The 14,215-nt window shown below is 63.5% G+C and carries 13 protein-coding genes; 8 read left to right on the forward strand and 5 right to left on the reverse strand.

Translation table 11 applies throughout. The features are described from left to right. The first annotated feature begins 16 nt into the window (after positions 1-16). The 4 genes from LB525_RS02230 to LB525_RS02245 all read left to right on the forward strand — a co-directional run bounded on the left by LB525_RS02230 (position 17) and on the right by LB525_RS02245 (position 6,792). Entirely contained in the window at positions 17-1,927 is a 1,911-nt protein-coding gene (locus LB525_RS02230) for an AAA family ATPase (protein WP_224543212.1), read from the forward strand. A 225-nt stretch (positions 1,928-2,152) separates the two neighbouring features. Beyond that, entirely contained in the window at positions 2,153-3,457 is a 1,305-nt protein-coding gene (locus tag LB525_RS02235; protein ID WP_224543214.1) for a DUF6638 family protein, read from the forward strand. 216 nt (positions 3,458-3,673) lie between these two features. Then, the gene (locus LB525_RS02240) at positions 3,674-4,798 is read left to right on the forward strand and encodes a DUF2333 family protein (RefSeq protein WP_224543216.1); all 1,125 of its coding nucleotides are present in this window, start codon (positions 3,674-3,676) and stop codon (positions 4,796-4,798) included. 314 nt (positions 4,799-5,112) lie between these two features. Next, positions 5,113-6,792 (forward strand): formate--tetrahydrofolate ligase, encoded by a 1,680-nt coding sequence (locus tag LB525_RS02245; RefSeq protein WP_095766469.1) that lies wholly within the window; start codon positions 5,113-5,115, stop codon positions 6,790-6,792. Between the two features lie 65 nt (positions 6,793-6,857). Here the strand turns inward: LB525_RS02245 and LB525_RS02250 are convergent, their stop codons facing one another. The 4 genes from LB525_RS02250 to LB525_RS02265 form a co-directional block, all read right to left on the reverse strand. Continuing rightward, on the reverse strand, positions 6,858-7,583 hold the full coding sequence (locus LB525_RS02250) for a hypothetical protein (protein WP_224543218.1): 726 nt from the start codon (positions 7,581-7,583) through the stop codon (positions 6,858-6,860). A 92-nt stretch (positions 7,584-7,675) separates the two neighbouring features. Continuing rightward, positions 7,676-8,161, reverse strand: coding sequence for a hypothetical protein (locus LB525_RS02255; protein WP_224543219.1), 486 nt, complete (start codon positions 8,159-8,161; stop codon positions 7,676-7,678). A 14-nt stretch (positions 8,162-8,175) separates the two neighbouring features. After that, on the reverse strand, positions 8,176-8,391 hold the full coding sequence (locus LB525_RS02260; RefSeq protein WP_140838766.1) for a hypothetical protein: 216 nt from the start codon (positions 8,389-8,391) through the stop codon (positions 8,176-8,178). A 154-nt stretch (positions 8,392-8,545) separates the two neighbouring features. Then, on the reverse strand, positions 8,546-9,187 hold the full coding sequence (locus LB525_RS02265) for a cysteine hydrolase family protein (protein ID WP_224543220.1): 642 nt from the start codon (positions 9,185-9,187) through the stop codon (positions 8,546-8,548). A 127-nt stretch (positions 9,188-9,314) separates the two neighbouring features. Here LB525_RS02265 and LB525_RS02270 point away from each other — a divergent pair, with 127 nt between their 5' ends. Further along, complete coding sequence (locus LB525_RS02270) at positions 9,315-10,301, forward strand: helix-turn-helix domain-containing protein (protein WP_224543222.1); 987 nt, start codon at positions 9,315-9,317, stop codon at positions 10,299-10,301. On the opposite strand, the gene LB525_RS02275 is transcribed toward LB525_RS02270, so the two are convergent. Then, the gene (locus LB525_RS02275; protein ID WP_224543223.1) at positions 10,288-10,845 is read right to left on the reverse strand and encodes a sugar O-acetyltransferase; all 558 of its coding nucleotides are present in this window, start codon (positions 10,843-10,845) and stop codon (positions 10,288-10,290) included. The two genes, LB525_RS02270 and LB525_RS02275, sit on opposite strands and share 14 nt — an antisense overlap. Before the next feature lie 130 nt (positions 10,846-10,975). Here LB525_RS02275 and LB525_RS02280 point away from each other — a divergent pair, with 130 nt between their 5' ends. From LB525_RS02280 to LB525_RS02290, 3 genes are all read left to right on the forward strand, one after another. Continuing rightward, a complete protein-coding gene (locus LB525_RS02280; protein ID WP_224543224.1) occupies positions 10,976-11,437 on the forward strand; it encodes a DUF4126 domain-containing protein in 462 nt (153 codons plus the stop codon). Continuing rightward, positions 11,434-12,810, forward strand: a complete 1,377-nt coding sequence (locus tag LB525_RS02285; RefSeq protein ID WP_224543225.1) for an FAD-containing oxidoreductase — start codon at positions 11,434-11,436, stop codon at positions 12,808-12,810. The genes LB525_RS02280 and LB525_RS02285 overlap by 4 nt, the downstream gene beginning before the upstream one ends. 141 nt (positions 12,811-12,951) lie before the next feature. Then, entirely contained in the window at positions 12,952-14,007 is a 1,056-nt protein-coding gene (locus LB525_RS02290; protein WP_224543226.1) for a succinylglutamate desuccinylase/aspartoacylase family protein, read from the forward strand. The last annotated feature ends 208 nt before the right edge of the window (positions 14,008-14,215 follow it).

Raw genomic sequence — 14,215 nt, forward strand, 5'->3', positions numbered from 1 at the left:
TCGCGGAGCATCCTTCATGGACACCGGCCTGACAACGATCTCGGAAGCCGCAATCGAAAAGCATCGCGCGACCGCGCAGAGCTTCATCACCCGCATCGTCGTGCTGGAGGATCCTGCGCGCGAATCCGGCACGGCGCTTGCCGGCACCAACCGCCGCTTCGTCTCGACCGTGTCGGTCGGCTCGGTGCGGCGCACGCGCGAGGTCGAACTCACCAGGACGGTTGCCGCGATCCATCCCGACGACCAGTTGATGACGATCCCGCAGCACACGCTGCTCTACCGCGCGCGCCGTGGCCTGGCGATTGCGCTCGCAATATCTGATGTCTTCGCCGAAGGTTCCGACCTCGAAAGCCTGCAGGCGAAAAACGTGCGCGCGCCGCTGGAAGGCGACGAGGCGGCCACCTTCAAGAAGCTTCTGTCGGCCTCGGCTTACGTTTCGGCCTTCAGCTTCGCCTCCTATCTGTTCCAGCTGATCGACAGCGACGGCGAGGCGCCGAACGATATTCCCGAGCCCGACTTTCTGTTCGACACGCCGCAGGACGCGGTGAAGTCGATCGTCGCAGGTCTCGACAAGGCGATAGCCGGCTCGAAGGATGACGCCGACCTGGCGACGCGCGCTCGCGCCTTCGCCCGCGTCGCCATCGACGGGTTGCTTGCGCGCAAAGGTCGCTTCGACGGCATTGGCCCGTTCGAAAATGCGCATATCCGTATCGACGTCGACGATTTCACTCTCGATGGTTTCGACGTCGCGCCCGGCAAGCGCACCAAGCCGCTGGTGATGACCTTCAAGAAACCGGAAGAGGTCATCGGCAACCACATCGCCAAATTCCAGTCGGTCAGGCTGGCCAAGATGCTCATGGCCTACGACTTCGAGCGCGAGCTGAACCCCTTCGTCGAGCTCGGCGGGTTCCTGTTCACCTTCATCGGCGACGGCGCGCCGGGCACCGGCAAGACGACGCTGATCCAGATGATCGCCGGCCTCGTCAACGGCTACTGCCAGGTCGCCGGCTATCCCTTCGCCTATGAGAATTTCGGCGTCGACCAGATCTCGTCCTACCAGGGCAAGTCGGGCCAGAACTGCCGACAGTTCATCAACAACGTGCTCAATCCGCGCGTCATCGGCTTCGGCACCATCGACGACATCGACCAGGTGGCGGCGCGCCGTTCCGACGACCGTGCTTCCGCCGGTCAGCAGGAGATCACCGGCGTCCTGATGGACGCCTTCGCCGGCGCCTCGACGGTGGTGCGCGGCAATTGCTCCTTCGGCATGTTCTCCAACTATCCGGAAAATGTCGACGATGCGCTGCGCCAGCGCGCCGGCGCGCGATGGCTGGTCGACGGCCCGCAGACCCGCGATGATTATATCGACATCTTCGTGCTGCTTGCCGGCAAGAACCACGAGATCCCGCTTGGCAAGCACGAGCTCTATGCCGCGCAGGAAATCCAGCGCGCCGTGGCCGAGGCCTATGAAGAGCACGAAAAGCCGCGGGAAGACGGGCTGATGAAGGTCTATGAGCGCTACATGAAGGAAAACGGCGCGCCGAAGACCATGGCTGATGTCGGCACCTATCTGCACATGATCAAGGACGCCGAGCCGCGCTTCACCGGTCGCGCCATCAAGAACGTCACCGACGCCATCAAGATGCGCGCCATGGACATCGAGCTGCCGGACGACTGGTTCGAGAAGCCGGAAGCCTTCATGCACAAGAGCTACGACGACAAGAAGGCGATGATCGAAGAACTGCGCGGACCGTTCTCGATGGACATGGTCATGCAGGAGATCAACCGCTACGCCGATTCCGAGTTCCGCTATTCCGACAAATCCGACGACGCCGCCGTGGAGAAGCTCCTGCGCGACGCCAGGCTGCGCGAGCGCGCAGCGCGCGAAATGGAGGAGTTGAAGAAGAAGGGGCTGTGGAATGCGTGAGTTGCGCCGACCTCGCCTTCTCCCCTTGTGGGAGAAGGTGTCGCCGAAGGCGACGGATGAGGGGTGCTCCAGGGAACGCCAGCGTCTCACTCCGCTGGAACACCCCTCATCCGTCTCGGCGCTATCGCGCCGATCCACCTTCTCCCACAAGGGGAGAAGGGAAGAGTGCGCTGCCCCTCATCCGCCCTTCGGGCACCTTCTCCCCGTGAACGGGGAGAAGGGAAGATGACCGCAATTAAAAAACCCGACCTTCTGCGCGACAACGAGCTGATCTACGGCCGCTTGCTCGCCATCGACGAGCCGCACCTCATCCAGCGTTACAACAAGGCGCTTGCCGCCTTCGGCCTCGAGCCGACCAAGCTTGCGAGCTTCCAGATCGACCGCACCGGCTTCTCGCCCGAAATCGCCGAGGAATGCGGCGACTACAACTATCTCGATCCCAATGAGGTCAACCGCCGTTTCATCATCCTGACGCCGTCGCAGATCGACCTGCCGGTGGTCCACACCGCCTTCTCCAACACCTCGCAGCTGATGTTCGAGTTCATGTCGAAGAACCAGCGCGCGATCGACGCGCTGACCATCAAGGACGTCATCTACGGCGAGATCGAGGACTCTGTTCCCAAGGTCAACGATATCGAGGACCTGCTGTCGATCAACCAGGTCGAGTTCAAGGTGTTGTCAGCCGAGGACGTGCTCGGCAAGGCGGCTGAGCTCGGCAAGCTCGTCGACCGGCTGAGGCAGGAGCCTGACGCCTGGCGCGACGACGCCATGCTTGAGCGCATGGTCGACCTTGCCAAGGTCTGCGGCGACATCCGCGAGAACGCGCTGGTGCCCGACCAGGTTATCTTCCGCCACAACGCCTACTGGACCAGCCATTTCGGCGGGCTCTACGTCTTCGTCGACCCCGATATGACGACGGTGATCAGCGATCCGGCCGCTCCCGGCTTCCGCCGCTCGCGGCCCTGGCAGGTGAGCTATCTGTCGATCAACGACGCCGACAAGGTGTTCGGCTTCCTGGCCGCCACCGGCCGTCTCGATCTGCCTCGCGCCTCCTGGATCGAGACTTCCGGTTATCTCGAACACCGCGCCGAAATGGTCGTGCGGGCGCTGATCCGCGACGCCGAGCCCAACCGCAATCTGACCGATGTCGACAAGGTCTGGCTGCAGACCTGGATCCTTGGCCACGCCGACCTGATCGCCAGCGACGGCAATTTCCCGTTCCTCAACGCCGCCAAGCGCGAGATCGCCCAGCTCGGCCATCTCAAGATCGAGGATGTGTCGCCGCGCCAGCGTTTCCTGGTCGTGCGCGCCAAGCCCGATCATCCCGATGCTTGGCTGACCAACCAGCTGATCTCGGATTTCGTGCCGCAGGACTTCGTGTCGCGCTACGTCTTCAACAAGCCCGGCTTCTACAAGGATTATGACGGCTTCAGCGACGCCTGGCGAAGCCATGTTGTGGACGTTTTGAAAACCACATATCTGAAGGACAAGGCGGCGTTCCGCGCGCGCCTTTACGGTTTGACTGACTAGAGCATGATTCCGAAAAGTGGGAACCGGTTTTCGGGGAAATCATGCTCCAACAAAGAGTTAGATCAGGATGACGTTTCAACGAAACGTTATTCTGATCTAGAGCAATTCCAGGAAAAGTGTGGGCGGTTTTCCGCCCGGAATTGCGGCAAAACAAAGGGTTAGGGCAGATCGCCGTTTCCCTTGAAACGGTGAAATGCTCTGAGGGGTACCACAGCCATGCTCGACCCGATCGTGAACTTCTTCACCCGGATTTTTCAATGGATCGGCCGCGGCATCGGCTTCGTCATCGGCCTCATCCTGTGGCCGTTCATGTGGGTTGGCCGCTGGTACGGCCAGCGCGGCTGGATTCTGAAGGCGGTGGTCGGCCTTGCCGTTCTGGTATTGATCGGCCTCTATGCCAATTTCTTCTACGCCACGCAGTGGTGGAACAATTTCGACCCGAACTATCCCGACACCTACACGTTCGAGAAGCGGAACGTGTCGGCGGGCGAGCAGGTTTCAGCCGGCAGCGGCACCGATACGGCCAAGACATGCGGCAACTCGGCGATCGCCCAGGTTGCCGCCGATTTGACGGACTTCAACGTCAACCAGAATGCCTGGATCTCCTCGATGATCCTCTACAAGCTCGGCTTGTTCGGCATCGATTGGGACCACACGCCCTGGATGGACAACAAGGCCTCCTTCCAGCGCGGCATCAACCAGGCGGTGCGGCGCACCGCGACCGAGCTTGCCGACAATCTCGGCCGCGTGCGTACGACATCGCAGATCGACGCCGACCTGCAGGATGCGCGCGGCAATCTACAGTTCGATGAATACACCTGGTATTTCGGCCTGAACCCGTTCGGCCCCAAGACGCCGACGCCGAGCTATTATCGCGACGCGGTGCGCAAGCTGCGAAACTTCAACGCCCGGCTGGCCACCTGCCAGGCGACGTTCGACGCCCGTGCCGACAATCTGAAGCAATATATCGACCGCATCTCCTCAGACATCGGATCGACCTCGGCCATCCTCAAGGAGCGCGCGGAAAACCACAATGATGGCTGGTTCGATACCCGCGCCGACGACCGCTTCTGGTTCGCCTATGGTCAGCTCTATGCATATTACGGCCTGATGAAGGGTGCCCAGGCTGACTTCGACGACGTGATCAAGGAAAAGCACCTGCAGAGCCTTTGGGACACGATGGATTCGCAGTTCGTCTCGGCGCTGCGCATCCAGCCCTTCATCATCGCCAACGGCCGCGAAGACGGTTGGCTCCTGCCGACGCATCTGACGACGATGGGCTTCTACATCCTGCGCGTGCGCTCCAACATGGTCGAGATCAGCAACGTGCTCACGCAATAGCGCCTTTCGAGGCGACACGGCGATGGTGGATTTGCGCCGTCGCCTCTGTCGCTTTTCGCGTATTCAGCGGCTGTTTTGAGACGGCGGAACGGTCTTGGCTCTGGCTTCTATACGCCGCAAGCGACCGGGGCCGAAGACCCGAACAGGTTCGGACCGGGAACAGCAGTTTTTCTTTGCAGGAAACTTAGTTGCATGGAAGTTGACGCCGCGGCCGCGACAGGGTTAGAACTTGCCCTTGCGCCCGCGCGGCGTTTCGAACATGCACAAATGATCAAAACCGTCCCTTCCACCGCCCAATCCAGAGGAAAGCCGTCATGGCCGAAGTGAAGTCCGACATCGAGATCGCGCGCGCCGCCAGGAAGAAACCGATCCAGGAGATCGGCGCCAAGATCGGCATCCCGAACGAGCATCTCTTACCCTATGGCCACGACAAGGCGAAGGTCTCGGCCGAGTTCATCAAGTCGGTGAAGGACAGGAAGGACGGCAAGCTGATCCTGGTCACCGCCATCAACCCGACGCCGGCCGGCGAAGGCAAGACCACCACCACGGTCGGCCTTGGCGATGGCCTCAATCGCATCGGCAAGAAGGCGATCGTCTGCATCCGCGAGGCCTCGCTCGGACCGAATTTCGGCGTCAAGGGCGGCGCCGCCGGCGGCGGCCTCGCCCAGGTGGTGCCGATGGAGGACATGAACCTTCACTTCACCGGCGACTTCCACGCCATCACCACCGCGCATAATTTGCTGTCCGCGCTGATCGACAACCACATCTACTGGGGCAACGAGCTCGGCATCGATACTCGCCGCGTCGCCTGGCGCCGCGTTATGGACATGAACGATCGGGCGCTGCGCGAGATCATCTGCTCGCTCGGCGGCGTCGCCAACGGTTATCCGCGCGAAGCCGGCTTCGACATCACCGTGGCTTCCGAAGTCATGGCGATCCTGTGCCTCTCCACCGACCTCAAGGACCTCGAGAAGCGCCTCGGCGACATCATCGTCGCCTATCGCCGCGACAAGTCGCCGGTCTATGCCCGCGACCTCAAGGCCGACGGCGCCATGGCGGTGCTGCTCAAGGACGCCATGCAGCCCAACCTCGTGCAGACGCTGGAGAACAACCCCGCCTTCGTGCATGGCGGCCCGTTCGCCAACATCGCGCATGGCTGCAACTCGGTCGTCGCCACCACGACAGCGCTGAAGCTTGCCGACTATGTCGTTACCGAAGCCGGCTTCGGCGCCGACCTCGGCGCGGAAAAGTTCTTCGACATCAAGTGTCGCAAGGCGGGGCTGAAGCCGTCGGCGGCGGTCATCGTCGCCACGGTGCGCGCCATGAAGATGAATGGCGGCGTCAAGAAGGAAGACCTCGGCAAGGAAAACATCGAGGCGGTCAAGAAAGGCTGCCTGAATCTCGGCCGCCATATCGAGAATGTGAAGCAGTTCGGCGTGCCTGCCGTCGTTGCGATCAACCACTTCACCACCGACACCGAAACCGAGATCCAGGCGATGAAGGACTTCGTCAAGGCGCAGGGCGCCGAGGCCATCCTGTGCAAGCACTGGGCGCAGGGCTCGGCAGGCATCGAGGACCTCGCCAGGAAGGTGGTCGAGATCGCAGAATCCGGCGCCTCGCAGTTCTCGCCGCTCTATCCGGACGAGATGCCGCTGTTTGAGAAGGTCAACACCATCGTCAAGCGCATCTATCGCGGCGACGAGGCCATCGCCGACAAGTCGATCCGCGACCAGCTGCATGCCTGGGAGCAGGCCGGCTACGGCAACCTGCCGGTCTGCATGGCCAAGACTCAGTACTCGTTCTCGACCGACCCGAACCTGCGCGGCGCGCCGACCGGCCATACCGTGCCGGTGCGCGAGGTCAGGCTCTCGGCCGGCGCCGGCTTCGTCGTCATCATCTGCGGCGAGGTCATGACCATGCCGGGCCTGCCCAAGGCGCCGTCCTCGGAGAAGATCTTCTTGAACGAGACCGGCCAGATCGAGGGCCTGTTCTAGACGCTGCTCGAGCTGAAAGACCAAGGGCGCCGCCTCACCGCGGCGCCTTTTTTCTTCGCCGGCTTTCACGCCACCGTGGGCGAGCCGAACTTCTTGATGCCGGCGACCGACATCGAGACGAACTGGTCGAGGATGGCGAAGAAGATATCGAGGCTGAAGCCGAACAGGAAAGCGAAGGTGAACAGGCTGAAGCCTATGCCGGTCACCTCGCCGCCGAGCTTGGTTCCCGGCGCCATGAACCAGGCGAGGATCATGCCGGCAAGCCCGCCCAGCGCGATGCGATGAATGAGCCGCGACAGCGGCGGATTGGGTAAGAGCGGGTTCAGGATCATGCGCATGTGGAACATGATGCCGCCAAGCGCGCCGTAAAGCGCGGGCAGGATCCACAGCGCATAGGGGCTGAGGACTTCGCTGAGCGTCTTGGCCTGCAGTGTCAGCGTCGAAATCGAATTCGGCGTGATGGTAATGACGCCTTCGCATTGCAGGTCGCGTGTCGCCTCGTCGAAATCCGCGCTCACGTCTTCGACCATGCCGGTAGAACTGACGACTTGCATGCCGCCTTGAGTGTTGCCGTTGTTCCTGCAATCGAAGTCCGACTGCTTGAGCGGCTGGCTGCTCCCGGCCCCGCTCTGCTGTTGCGCCAGCGCGATTTGCTGGCCGCAGAACTGGTCTATGGCCATCTGCCTGGGGTTCGAGAAATCGAGCGGCGCGCCCGCTTTCCCTGGCGAAGCTGAGAGCTTGCAATAGGCCCATTGCATGCCCCAGAGCGGAAACGGCGCCTCCTGCGTCATGAACCCCTGCGCCCGCACCAGCAACGAGGAAAAACGCTGGTCGAGCGAATGCAGGTTGTCGACGGAATTGTAATAGGCGTCCTTCAGAAGCGTCAGATCGGTCGCCGACGCTGCTGGGCGGCGGCCGAGCTCAATTGTTTCTTGGTCGCCCAGACCTGCCTGATCGACTGCCCGAACCGAGCGCTGAAATCGTTGTTGTCGATCTCCTGCAGCTCCGCGTTGATCGAGACGCCCCTGTTGTAGACATAGGTCAGCTTGCCGATGACGATCATCATCGTCACCGACAGGGCGATGAGGAAATAGGTCGCGAGCGCGGCCCGGCGCGACATGTCGCCCGGCGACCAGCCGGTGCGCAGCGCAGCCAGGGTTGAAAACGGCACGGTGCTGGAGCAGTCGTTGAGCACCGTTTGAAGTTTGACGACCTCGGGGTGGCTTGCGCTCGCGTCACTGAGCTTTTCCGCGTCGCCGATCGCGGCGAAGAGCGCACTGTCCTTGAACACGCCGTAGCGGCCGTAGCCGGCAACCAGCTTGGCGTCGGCAAGCAACCCGGAGACAAGAGGATCGTGAAATGTCGTCATCACGCCCCCAACGACTAGCCCAGATAACCCTGCACGAAGCCATATTGCGACGGGCATCCGCAGGGATAGCCGGCCGGCCCGGGCGGTTGCGCCCAGCACCAGAAGAATTGGGTGAAGCAGATCGTGCCTGGCGCATGCGGCGGTACTTGCGCGAAGGCGGGCCACGGCAGCAGCGCCGCGCCGACAGCGAGGGTCAGGACGACCAAGGTTCGTGCAACGCGCGCCTTCAATCCAGCCCCCGAGCCATCCGCGCTTATTCACATGCGCGGCGACTTTCTGAAAATACCGGAACGGCGTCCGTGAAATGGCTCACGCTCTTGCTGGATATTTGGCGCGAAAAAAAGGCGCCGCATCTGGCGGCGCCCTTGTTTTGAAGGCTTCGGGTTACGCTGCGTTCCGCTGCAGGGCCCGCTGGTTGGACGCATAGATCGTGTCGCGCTCGGGCAACTTCGCGGTCTTCAGGCAATCGATCCACTCGGCGGTCTTGAGCACCGCAGCGAAGCGCGACTGCAGGACGACGCTCACCACCCGGTGTATGTCCTCGGCCGACGCGTAGCCGGCGCTGTTGGCATAGGGCACCGAGCCGCTGGCATCCGAGAGGAACTCGACGGCAAAGCCCATATGCACCGCGTGGATGATGGTCGACAGATCGCAGTTGTGGGTCATGTAGCCGACAACCGCGATCGTATCGATGGCGTTGGCGCGCAGCCAGGCTTCGAGATCCGTGCCGGTGAAGGCCGAAGGCAGTGCCTTTTCGACATAGTGGTCGCGGCCGCGCCTGGCGATCTCGGGATGCAACTCGCCGCCATGACTGCCCTTGGCGAAGATCGGCGAGGTCTCGGGCGCCATCTGCTTGACGACGACGATTTTGATGCCGGCCGCCGCGGCGGCATCCATGGCGCGCGCCACATTGGCGACGGTCTCGTTGAAAGGCGGATGCTGGATGGCGAGGTTGCCGCCATTGTAGTCGTTCTGGACATCGACGACGACAAGCGCGCGGCGCGGCTGGGTGGCTGGTGCTGACATGGCGGTTTTCCTTTCGACCGGGTTGATGGGCGCTAAGCTAGGCCGACGGTTCGAGTCGAGAAAGTGTCCCGATTGACATCATTCGAAAAAATTGGGACATTCAACTTTCGACGAAACGATGCTTGCCATGAAGAACCCGATCATCGCCGCCGTCGCCTTCGACGGCATCAGCCCGTTCCACCTCTCCGTGCCGTGCCTGGTGTTCGGCACCGATCGAACCAGCCTTGGCCTGCCGCGCTTCGACTTCCGTGTCTGTGCGATGGACGAGAGACCCATTCATACCGATGCGGGGCTGAGCATTGTCGTGCCGCATGGGCTTTCCGCGCTCGAGGAGGCCGACATCGTCATCATCCCGAGCTGGAAGGATCTCGAGGATCCGCTGGCCGCGCCGTTCAAGGATGCTCTGCAACGCGCGCATCGGCGTGGCGCTTTGATCGTGGGCTTGTGCCTCGGCACCTTCGCAATTGCCGGCGCCGGATTGCTTGCCGGGCGCAAGGCGACGACCCACTGGGCCTATACCGATCGATTGCAGAAGCTTCATCCTGACATCGCGATCGACGCTGACGTGCTCTATGTCGACGAGGGCGACATAATAACCTCGGCCGGCGTCGCCGCCGGGCTCGACTGCTGCCTGCACATCGTGCGCGCTCGCTACGGCGCGGAGGCCGCCCTTCGGCTTGCCCGCCATGTCGTGCTCTCGCCACATCGGCAGGGCGGCCAGGCGCAGTTCATCGAGCGCCCGCTTGCGCCGACGCCGAATGCCGACCGGTTCTCGCGCGCTCTCGACCAGGTGCGGGCGACGCTCGGCGAACCGCACAGCCTCGACAGCGTCGCCGATGCGGCCGGCCTCACCCGCCGCACCTTCACACGCCGCTTCCAGAAGTCGATAGGCACCAGTTTCGGCGACTGGCTCGCCGACCAACGCGTAGCACTTGCGCAAAGGCTGCTGGAGCATACGGACAAATCGATGGACATCGTGGCCTTCGAAGCCGGCTTCGGCAGCGCCACCTCGCTGCGCCAGCATTTCGCCGCGCGGCTCAGGACCTCGCCGAGGCAGTACCGGCGCGAGTTTTCCAGAAGCACCAAGGCGTCAGACGGACTCAGCCTTTTGTAACGGCCCGTGCCGGGTTGCCGACGACGGTCGCGTTGGCCGTTACGTCGCGGGTCACCACCGCGCCCGCGCCGACGATGGCGCCCTCGCCTATGCTGGCGCCAGCGAGGATCACCGCGCTGCCACCGATCCAGGCATTGTCGCCGATCGTTACGGCTTTTGCGATCTCCAGCCCGGCCAGCCGGCCAGCAGCTTCGCGATGATGCTCCGCGCAGTAGATCTGCACATTGGGCCCCAGCATCGTCCCCCTGCCGATGCGCACCGGCGCGGTGTCGAGGATGGTGCAGCCGGCATTGAGGAAGACGCCGTCGCCGAGGAACAGGTTGAAGCCATAGGCGCAGTGGAACGGCGCCTCGATGCGCGCCCCCTCGCCCGCGCCGCCGAGCAGCGCCTGCAGGGCCGGGGCGATATCACCGCGCTGCCGGGGCGGCAGGCTGTTGTGCTCGAACACCGCATCGCGCGCGGTGATGCGCAACGCCTCGAGCTCATCGTCGATGCAGGTGTACCATTCGCCCGCCGCCATCTTTATGCGTTCGCTTGTCGTCATGGTGGCCCTCCAGGTTTTCGTCTGCTGCCAAAGCATAATCGATCGTCTGACAAAAGCCCCGTAGCCAAACGCCTGGCTTGTGCTAGCCTGCCGTTGCGAGGCCGACGGTCTCGGTTTGAGGGGGTCGATCATGCTTTACATTCTTGCATTGCTGATAGGCGTCATTGCCGGCCTGCGCGCCATGACCGCGCCCGCCGCCGTCGCCTGGGGTTCCTATCTCGGCTGGCTGCCGGTAACAGGCACCTGGGCGAGCTTCATGGGCCACTGGATCGCCGTCGGCATCTTCACCATCCTGGCCATCGTCGAGCTGATCGCCGACCAGCTGCCGTCGACGCCGAGCCGCAAGGTGCCGCCGCAGTTCGGCACCCGCATCGTCGTCGGCGCCTTCTGTGGCGCGGTCATCGGCGTGACCGCCGGCGCCACCATCGGCGGCCTGGTCGCCGGCGCGATCGGCGCGGTGATCGGCACGCTGGGCGGCGCCGAGGTCCGCGGCCGGCTGGCCGCCGCATTCGGCAAGGATCAGCCCGCCGCCTTCATCGAGGATGCGGTGGCCATCATCGGCGGGCTGCTCATCGTGGCGGCGGTCGCATGAGCGCAAAGAGCTTCGACGCCATCGTCATCGGCGCAGGCCAGGCCGGACCGCCACTGGTCGGCCGGCTTGAGGCCGCCGGCATGAAGATTGCGCTGATTGAGCGCAAGTTCATCGGCGGCACCTGCGTCAACACCGGCTGCATGCCGACCAAGGCGATGGTGGCGAGCGCCTATGCCGCGCATCTCGCCCGCCGCGCCGCCGACTACGGTGTCGCTCTCTCAGGCCCCGTCGGCGTGGACTACAAACGCATCAAGGCGCGCAAGGACAAGGTCACCAACGACGCCCGCGGCAATCTCGAAAAATGGATCGCCGAAATGAAGGGCTGCACGCTTTATCGCGGCCATGCCCGTTTCGTCACCGCCGACACGGTGCGCGTCGGCGATGAGCTGCTCACCGCGCCAAAGATCTTCCTCAATACCGGCGGCCGCGCCTCGGTGCCCAATCTGCCCGGCGTCAACGACATACCCTATCTCACCAATTCCTCGATGATGGATCTCGATGTGCTGCCCAGCCATCTGATCGTCGTCGGCGGCAGCTATATCTCGCTCGAATTCGCGCAGATGTTCCGCCGCTTCGGCTCAGAAGTCACGGTGATCGAGAAGGCGCCGCGGCTGACCGGCCGCGAGGATGAGGACACCTCCGCCGCCATCCAATCGATACTCGAAAACGAAGGCATCGCCGTCCATGTCGGCGCGGACGACATCGCCTTTGCCAGGCAAGGCAATGGGATCGCCGTCACCTTCGCCGCCGGCAAGCCGCCGGCGGTCGGCTCGCATGTGCTGCTGGCGCTGGGGCGCAAGCCCAACACCGACGATCTCGGCCTCGACAAGGCCGGCGTCGCGGTCGACCAGCGCGGCTATATCGTCGTCGACGACCAGTTGCGCACCAATGTGCCGGGCATCTGGGCGATGGGCGACTGCAACGGCAAGGGCGCCTTCACCCACACCTCCTACAACGACTTCGAGATCGTCGCCGCCAACCTGCTCGACAACGATCCGCGCAAGGTGAGCGACCGCATCGAAGCCTATGCGCTCTATATCGATCCGCCGCTCGGGCGCTGCGGCATGACGGAAGCCGCCGTGAAGAAATCAGGCCGCCGCGCGCTGGTCGGACAGCGGCCGATGACGCGTGTCGGCCGCGCGGTCGAGAAGGGCGAGACGCAAGGCTTCATGAAGATCCTGGCCGATGCCGACACCGGTGAAATCCTCGGCTGCTCCGTGCTCGGCCCGGGCGGCGACGAGGCGATCCACTGCGTGCTCGACCTCATGTACGCCAAGGCGCCGATCTCGACGCTGGCGCGCGCCATGCACATCCACCCCAATGTCTCGGAGCTGCTGCCGACCATCGCCCAGGAGCTGAAGCCGCTGGAGTAGAGCAATTCCGGAAAAGGCGCAGCGGTTAGGCTCGGCGTCTTCGCCGTAGCCGCCCTGCCCCGATAGCCCGGCGAGGCTGGACCACTCGACAGCCCGATCGCAACAATGCATGGCTGAAACCTCCTCACGCGGAGATATCCCATGCAGAAGACGATCGAACGCATCGCCGGCGACAGCGAGGGTGTCACCTACGAATTTCCGGTCTTGCGCTTCGAGGGCAAGGACAAGGCGGCTCCCTCCGCCTATCTGCAGGCGGCACTGCATGCCGGCGAGCTGCCGGGCGTCGTCGCCATCGACGCGGTGATGCCGATGCTGGCCAAGGCGGAGGCCGAGGGCCGCATCAAGGGTCCGATCACCATCGTACCCTGGGCCAACCCGATCGGCCGCGCGCAATATCATTTCGGCGAGCACCAGGGCCGCTTCAATCTCGGCACCCGCACCAACTTCAATCGCTCCTTTCCGCTGCTTGCCGCGCCCGACGCCAGGCTTCTGCCGGATGTCAGCCTCGGCGGCGCCGATCGCCGGCTGAAGAACCGGCTCGTCCAGCTCTCGCTCGGCAACGACATCGTGCTTGACCTCCACTGCGACGACGAAGGGCTGGCCTATCTCTACATCCACACCAGCCTGTGGCCGCATATGGCCGATTGCGCGGCGGCCATGGGCGCCGAAGCCGTCCTGCTGTGGAGCGAGGACGATGCCGGCACCTTCGAAGGCGCCTCGATCATGCCCTACCAGAACGTGCCGGCGAGCGTCGCGCGCTTCGATCGCCGCGCCGTCACCACGGTCGAATATCGCGGCATGCTCAATGTCGACGCCGCCTTCGCCGCGGCCGATGCCGCGGGACTTTACCGACTGCTTGTGACGCGCGGCGTCGTCCAGGACTCATCAGTGCCGAAATTCGAGAAATTTTCCGGACCGGTCGTACCGCTGGAAAACATCGACATGATGCCTTCGCCCAGGGCCGGCGCGATCCTTTACGAGGTCAAACCCGGCGACCGCGTCAAGAAAGGCGAAAGGCTGGCGACGATCGTCCACGCGCCCGGCGAGGCCGGCGGCCGCACGGAAGTGTTCGCCCCTCAGTCGGGCTTCATCCTGACCCGCCGCGCGCGCCGCATCATCCGCGCCGGCGAGGATCTTCTGAAGCTCGCCGGCGACGCCAGGAGCACCGATGCACGCTCCGGCACGCTGGAAGACTGAGGCGTAGCGGCTTTCACCATCGCCGTGAAATCCAGTTGCATGGACCTCCATTCGCCGCTATGGGAGTCGCCATGAACATGCGTTCGAACAAGACCATTTGGTGGTGGGCTCGCTGACAGCGGCCTGTTCGTGCGTGTGCGCGTGAAAAAGAGGGTGGCCGCAGCGGAATATCCGGGCGGCCATTTGTTTTTTAACGCCATTCCCGGGT

It is taken from the genome of Mesorhizobium sp. CA16 (assembly GCF_020165175.1).
Classification (GTDB): Bacteria; Pseudomonadota; Alphaproteobacteria; order Rhizobiales; family Rhizobiaceae; genus Mesorhizobium.

Excerpts from the sequence above, each read along its gene's own strand:
- LB525_RS02280 (WP_224543224.1), top strand. The coding sequence starts at position 10,976 with ATGCTTTACATTCTTGCATTGCTGATAGGCGTCATTGCCGGCCTGCGC.
- LB525_RS02255 (WP_224543219.1), bottom strand. The coding sequence starts at position 8,161 with ATGACGACATTTCACGATCCTCTTGTCTCCGGGTTGCTTGCCGACGCC.
- LB525_RS02285 (WP_224543225.1), top strand. The coding sequence starts at position 11,434 with ATGAGCGCAAAGAGCTTCGACGCCATCGTCATCGGCGCAGGCCAGGCC.
- LB525_RS02265 (WP_224543220.1), bottom strand. The coding sequence starts at position 9,187 with ATGTCAGCACCAGCCACCCAGCCGCGCCGCGCGCTTGTCGTCGTCGAT.
- LB525_RS02240 (WP_224543216.1), top strand. The coding sequence starts at position 3,674 with ATGCTCGACCCGATCGTGAACTTCTTCACCCGGATTTTTCAATGGATC.
- LB525_RS02250 (WP_224543218.1), bottom strand. The coding sequence starts at position 7,583 with ATGACGCAGGAGGCGCCGTTTCCGCTCTGGGGCATGCAATGGGCCTAT.
- LB525_RS02275 (WP_224543223.1), bottom strand. The coding sequence starts at position 10,845 with ATGACGACAAGCGAACGCATAAAGATGGCGGCGGGCGAATGGTACACC.
- LB525_RS02235 (WP_224543214.1), top strand. The coding sequence starts at position 2,153 with ATGACCGCAATTAAAAAACCCGACCTTCTGCGCGACAACGAGCTGATC.
- LB525_RS02290 (WP_224543226.1), top strand. The coding sequence starts at position 12,952 with ATGCAGAAGACGATCGAACGCATCGCCGGCGACAGCGAGGGTGTCACC.
- LB525_RS02245 (WP_095766469.1), top strand. The coding sequence starts at position 5,113 with ATGGCCGAAGTGAAGTCCGACATCGAGATCGCGCGCGCCGCCAGGAAG.
- LB525_RS02230 (WP_224543212.1), top strand. The coding sequence starts at position 17 with ATGGACACCGGCCTGACAACGATCTCGGAAGCCGCAATCGAAAAGCAT.
- LB525_RS02270 (WP_224543222.1), top strand. The coding sequence starts at position 9,315 with ATGAAGAACCCGATCATCGCCGCCGTCGCCTTCGACGGCATCAGCCCG.